At 70.7% G+C, this 4,892-nt stretch carries 5 protein-coding genes; 3 read left to right on the top strand and 2 right to left on the bottom strand.

Features of this window, described 5'->3' with window-relative positions; genetic code table 11:
- Positions 1-331: 331 nt before the first annotated feature.
- Positions 332-784, top strand: coding sequence for an ATP-binding protein (locus EHS43_RS37350; protein ID WP_125195064.1), 453 nt, complete (start codon positions 332-334; stop codon positions 782-784).
- Between the two features lie 3 nt (positions 785-787).
- Here the strand turns inward: EHS43_RS37350 and argF are convergent, their stop codons facing one another.
- A complete protein-coding gene (gene argF, locus EHS43_RS37345; protein WP_125195063.1) occupies positions 788-1,795 on the bottom strand; it encodes an ornithine carbamoyltransferase in 1,008 nt (335 codons plus the stop codon).
- 59 nt (positions 1,796-1,854) lie between these two features.
- A complete protein-coding gene (locus EHS43_RS37340) occupies positions 1,855-3,078 on the bottom strand; it encodes an arginine deiminase (protein WP_125195062.1) in 1,224 nt (407 codons plus the stop codon).
- Positions 3,079-3,201: 123 nt separating this feature from the next.
- Between EHS43_RS37340 and EHS43_RS37335 the strand changes: the two genes are divergently transcribed.
- Both EHS43_RS37335 and EHS43_RS37330 read left to right on the top strand, forming a co-directional pair.
- On the top strand, positions 3,202-4,206 hold the full coding sequence (locus tag EHS43_RS37335) for an SPFH domain-containing protein (protein WP_125195061.1): 1,005 nt from the start codon (positions 3,202-3,204) through the stop codon (positions 4,204-4,206).
- On the top strand, positions 4,203-4,892 hold a 690-nt coding region (locus EHS43_RS37330), incomplete at its 3' end, for an NAD(+)/NADH kinase (RefSeq protein ID WP_125195060.1). The genes EHS43_RS37335 and EHS43_RS37330, both read left to right, overlap by 4 nt.

Here is a 4,892-nt window from a genome sequence, read left to right as displayed (position 1 = left end):
CGGCGGAGCCGGTGAAGGGGCTCATGTCCGTGCGGCCTCCTCGTGCTCGGGCGGGATGCGAGGTTCGAGGTGCGCTCTGCCCTTCGAAGCTATCACTCATCTTTGACTGTCGTCACGAGTGCACGATAGAGACCGGGCGGGTGACCTGGCTCCGTCACATCCGTCACGGCTCGTCGACAGACCGGCAACGGCGGGATCAGCCGTGCGAGGCAAGCCGTTGCTACGGGTAAGCCGCCTGCCGACGGGGCCGACGGTCCCGTACGGTGCCCGCCGGACGACCCTGCCGACAGCGCCGTACCATTCATACGGTTGAAAGCAGGACAGCCTGCTCATGAACGGAACCGCCTTGCAAGATCGCCCCCCAGCCTCCGCCTCCTGGCGCATCGCGCTGCCGCATTCCGCCGCGGCCGTGCCGGTGGCCCGCGCTCTGGTCCGCACCGCGCTGACCGAGCTGGAGCACGGGGCGGACTGCGACACCGCGGAGCTGCTGACGGCCGAGCTGGTGGCGAACGCCGTGGAGCACACGGCCGGGGACACCCCGATAGAGCTGGTCGTGGAGCTGCTGCCGACCGGCTGCCAGGTCGAGGTGCACGACCCGGACCCGGCGCCCCCGGGTCATCTCACGCAGCCCCACACCGGGGAACCGGATCCCTGGCAGGAGCACGGGCGGGGACTGCTGCTGATCAGGGCGCTCAGCTCGTCGTGCGGGCACCGCCCGACCGAGACCGGCAAGGCGGTGTGGTTCCGGCTGCCGGTGGTGCCGCCCCAGTGGCACCCGGCGTGACGCTCAGCGCAGTGTCGCGACCAGCACGGCCTTGATCGTGTGCAGCCGGTTCTCCGCTTCGTCGAACACGACCGAGTGCGCCGACTCGAACACCTCGTCCGTGACCTCCAGGGACTCCAGGCCGTGGGTCTCGAAGATCTCCTGCCCCACCTTCGTGCCGAGGTCGTGGAAGGCGGGCAGACAGTGCAGGAACCTGACGTCCGCGTTCCCCGTGGCGCGCAGCACGTCCATGGTCACCGCGTACGGCTTCAGCGCGGTGATCCGCTCGTCCCACACGTCCTTCGGCTCGCCCATCGAGACCCACACGTCGGTGGCGACGAAGTCCGCCCCCCGTACGCCCTCCTCCAGGGACTCCGTGAGGGTGATCCGCGCGCCGCTGTCCACGGCGACCGCCCGCGCCCGCTCGACGACGTCCTGCGCGGGCCAGTAGGTCTTCGGCGCGACGATCCGCACGTCCATCCCCAGCAGCGCACCGGTGACCAGGTACGAGTTGCCCATGTTGAACCGCGCGTCGCCGAGGTAGGCGAACGCGATCTCCGGGACCGGTTTCGCGCTGTGCTCGGTCATCGTCAGCACGTCGGCCAGCATCTGGGTGGGATGCCAGTCGTCGGTGAGGCCGTTGTACACCGGCACCCCGGCGTACGCGGCCAGCTCCTCCACCTTCTGCTGGCTGTCCCCGCGGTACTCGATCCCGTCGTACATACGGCCGAGCACGCGCGCGGTGTCGCGCACGGACTCCTTGTGCCCGATCTGCGAGCCGGACGGGTCCAGGTAGGTCGTGGAGGCGCCCTGGTCCGCCGCGGCGACCTCGAACGCGCAGCGGGTGCGGGTCGAGGTCTTCTCGAAGATCAGCGCGATGTTCTTCCCGCTCAGGTACCGCGTCTCGGTCCCCGCCTTCTTGGCGGCCTTCAGCTCGGCGGCCAGCGCGACCAGGCCGAGGAACTCCTCGGCCGTGAAGTCGAGCTCCTTGAGGAAGTGGCGCCCGGCGAGGGCGGTGGGAACAGTCGCCATGGGGGCGCTCCAGAGGGACGGGAACAGGACACTGGAAGTCTATACGATATTCGGCATTTCTATACAGCCGCCCTCTCCACCGGGCAGCTCATGCAGCGCGGTCCGCCCCTCCCCCTCCCCAGCTCGCTGCCCGGGATCTCGATGACCTCGATGCCCTGCTTGCGCAGATGGGTGTTGGTGGTGGCGTTGCGCTCGTAGGCGACGACGACACCCGGTTCCACGGCGAGCACGTTGCAGCCGTCGTCCCACTGCTCGCGCTCGGCCGCGTGCACGTCCTGGGTGGCGGTCAGGACCCTGATCTCGCTCAGTCCGAGCGCGGCGGCGATCGCGCGGTGCATGTGCTCCGGCGGATGGTCGGTGACCTTGAGTTCCTTGTCGCCGACGCCCGGTTCGATGGTGTACGACCGGAGCATGCCGAGCCCGGCGTACTGCGTGAAGGTGTCGCCGTCGACCATCGTCATCACGGTGTCCAGATGCATGAAGGCCCGCCGCTTCGGCATGTCGAGGGCCACGATCGACTGCGCGGAGCCCTCGGCGAACAGCTTGTGCGCGAGCATCTCGACCGCCTGGGGCGTGGTCCGCTCACTCATGCCGATGAGGACGGCGCCGTTGCCGATGACGAGGACGTCGCCGCCCTCGATGGTGGAGGGGTAGTCGGCCTGCCCCTCCGACCAGAGGTGGAACGTCTCGTCGCGGAAGAGCGGGTGGTGGCGGTAGATCGCCTCGAAGTGGACCGTCTCGCGCTGCCGGGCCGGCCACTTCATGGCGTTGACGGAGACCCCGTCGTATATCCAGGCGGAGGTGTCCCGGGTGAAGAGGTGGTTGGGCAGCGGCGCGAGAAGGAAGTCGTCGAGGTCCATGACATGGAAGCGCACGGAGGTCGGCTCCGGGTGCGCCTCCAGGAACTCCCGCTTGGTCATCCCGCCGACGAGGGCCTCCGCGAGCTCGTCGGCGGGCAGCGCCTCGAAGGAGGCCCGCAGGTGGTCGGTGGCCAGCGGGCCGTACTCCTTCTCGTCGAAGACGCGGTCGAGCACGAGCACGCGGGCCGCCGGGACCTCGAGGGCCTCGGCGAGCAGATCGCCGAAGAGGTGCACGGCGACCCCGCGGTCGCGCAGCACGTCGGCGAACCCGTCGTGCTCGGCGCGCGCCCGGCGCACCCACAGCACGTCGTCGAACAGCAGCGCGTCCTTGTTGCTGGGGGTGAGCCTTTTGAGCTCCAGATCCGGCCGGTGCAGGATGACGCGGCTGAGCCGCCCGGCTTCGGAGTCGACATGGAATCCCATGCCTCCATCCTGACCAACGGGAAGCGTCTTGACCCCTTCGTTCGTACAGATTTCCCGTTCTCGTCCTCTTGACGATAAACGGATCGTCCGGTTATCGTCGTACGGACGAAAAGAGGGAGTTCGATGGCCGACATCACCCGGCGCCTCGGCTGGCGCCACCTGCGCGGGGCACCCACGGCACACATCCGCCACCACCACGGCGGCAAGCTGCTGCACGACGGTCCGGGACTCAGCTTCTGGTTCCGCGCACTGACCGCCGCGCTCTCCGAAGTCCCGGTGGACGACCGCGAGTTGGCCATGACCTTCCACGCCCGTACGTCCGACTTCCAGGACGTGGCGGTCCAGGCGACCGTGACCTACCGGATCGGCGACCCGGCCCTCGCCGCCGCCCGCCTGGACTTCTCGATCGACCCGGACACCGGAGTATGGCGGGGCGCTCCCCTGGAGCAGCTGGGCACGCTGCTCACGGAGACGGCCCAGCAGCACGCCCTCGACGTGCTGGCCCGCACTCCCCTGTCCGCCGCCCTGGTCGACGGGGTGGCGGCGGTGCGCGAGCGGGTCGCGGCGGGCCTGGGCGCCGAGCCCCGGCTGCCCGCGACCGGCATCGAGGTGGTCGCGGTCCGGGTGATGGCCCTGAGACCCGAACCGGACGTGGAGCGGGCCCTGCGCACCCCGGCCCGCGAGCAGATCCAGCAGGAGGCCGACCGGGCTACCTACGAACGGCGGGCCGTCGCCGTCGAGCGCGAGCGGACCATCGCCGAGAACGAACTGGCCAGCCAGATCGAACTCGCCCGCCGCGAGGAGCAGTTGGTCGAACAGCGCGGCACCAACGCCCGCCGGGAGGCGGAGGAGCACGCGGCGGCGGACGCGGTACGGGCCGAGGCGGAGGCGACGCGTTCGGTACGGCTGGCCCGCGCGGAGGCCGACGGGGTGCGCGCCGTCGGTGACGCGAAGGCGCAGGCCCAGGCCGCCTGGCTGAAGGTGCACGAGGACGTCGGGGTCGCCACCCTGCACGCCCTCACCGGGACCCGGCTCGCGGAGAACCTGCCGAACATCGACAGCGTGACCATCTCCCCGGACGTGCTGACCGGACTGCTGGCCAAGCTGGGCGCACGGGAGCCGGAGTGAGTCTCGCGCCGCGCGCGGTCCTGGTCCATCGGACCACGGAGTACGAGGAGTTGGTGGCCCACCACGGCACCCACGGCCAGGCCGCCTTCTTCCTCGGCTCGCGGGGCCGGGACATCGCGGAGGTCGCCGAACGCCACGAGCGCACCCGCCGGGCGCTCGCCGAGGTGACCGCCGCGATCCCGCTGACCTGGCGCCAGGCCCGGGTGGAGCGGTCCGACCTGGACCGTTTCCTGTTCGCCCCCGAGGACGTGGTGATCGTGGTCGGCCAGGACGGGCTGGTGGCGAACGTGGCCAAGTACCTGACCGGCCAGCCGGTGCTGGGCATCGACACCGAGCCCGGCCGCAACCCCGGTGTCCTGGTACGGCACCGCGCGCGGGACACCGCCGAGCTGCTGGCGGTGGCCGGTGCGAGCGTCGACGAGCTGACGATGGTCGAGGCCGTCGCGGACGACACCCAGCGGCTCGTCGCGCTGAACGAGATCTATCTGGGCGCCGCCGGTCATCAGACCGCCAGATACCGCCTGGGTCTGGAGGGCGACGGGGGTGTCGTCGAGGCCCAGGCCTCCTCCGGGGTGCTGGTGGGGACGGGGACCGGAGCCACGGGCTGGCTCCGGTCCGTGTGGCAGGAGCGGGGCGCGGCCCTGCGGCTGCCGGCCCCCACGGAGACCCGCCTGGTCTGGTTCGTC

It is taken from the genome of Streptomyces sp. RP5T (genome assembly GCF_003933965.1).
GTDB lineage: Bacteria > Actinomycetota > Actinomycetes > Streptomycetales > Streptomycetaceae > Streptomyces.
This window is presented reverse-complemented; position numbering and strand designations above follow the sequence as displayed.

What these genes read in the sequence shown, in the direction of transcription:
- EHS43_RS37350 (WP_125195064.1), top strand. Translation starts at nt 332, where the DNA reads ATGAACGGAACCGCCTTGCAAGATCGCCCCCCAGCCTCCGCCTCCTGG.
- argF (WP_125195063.1), bottom strand. Translation starts at nt 1,795, where the DNA reads ATGGCGACTGTTCCCACCGCCCTCGCCGGGCGCCACTTCCTCAAGGAG.
- EHS43_RS37340 (WP_125195062.1), bottom strand. Translation starts at nt 3,078, where the DNA reads ATGGGATTCCATGTCGACTCCGAAGCCGGGCGGCTCAGCCGCGTCATC.
- EHS43_RS37335 (WP_125195061.1), top strand. Translation starts at nt 3,202, where the DNA reads ATGGCCGACATCACCCGGCGCCTCGGCTGGCGCCACCTGCGCGGGGCA.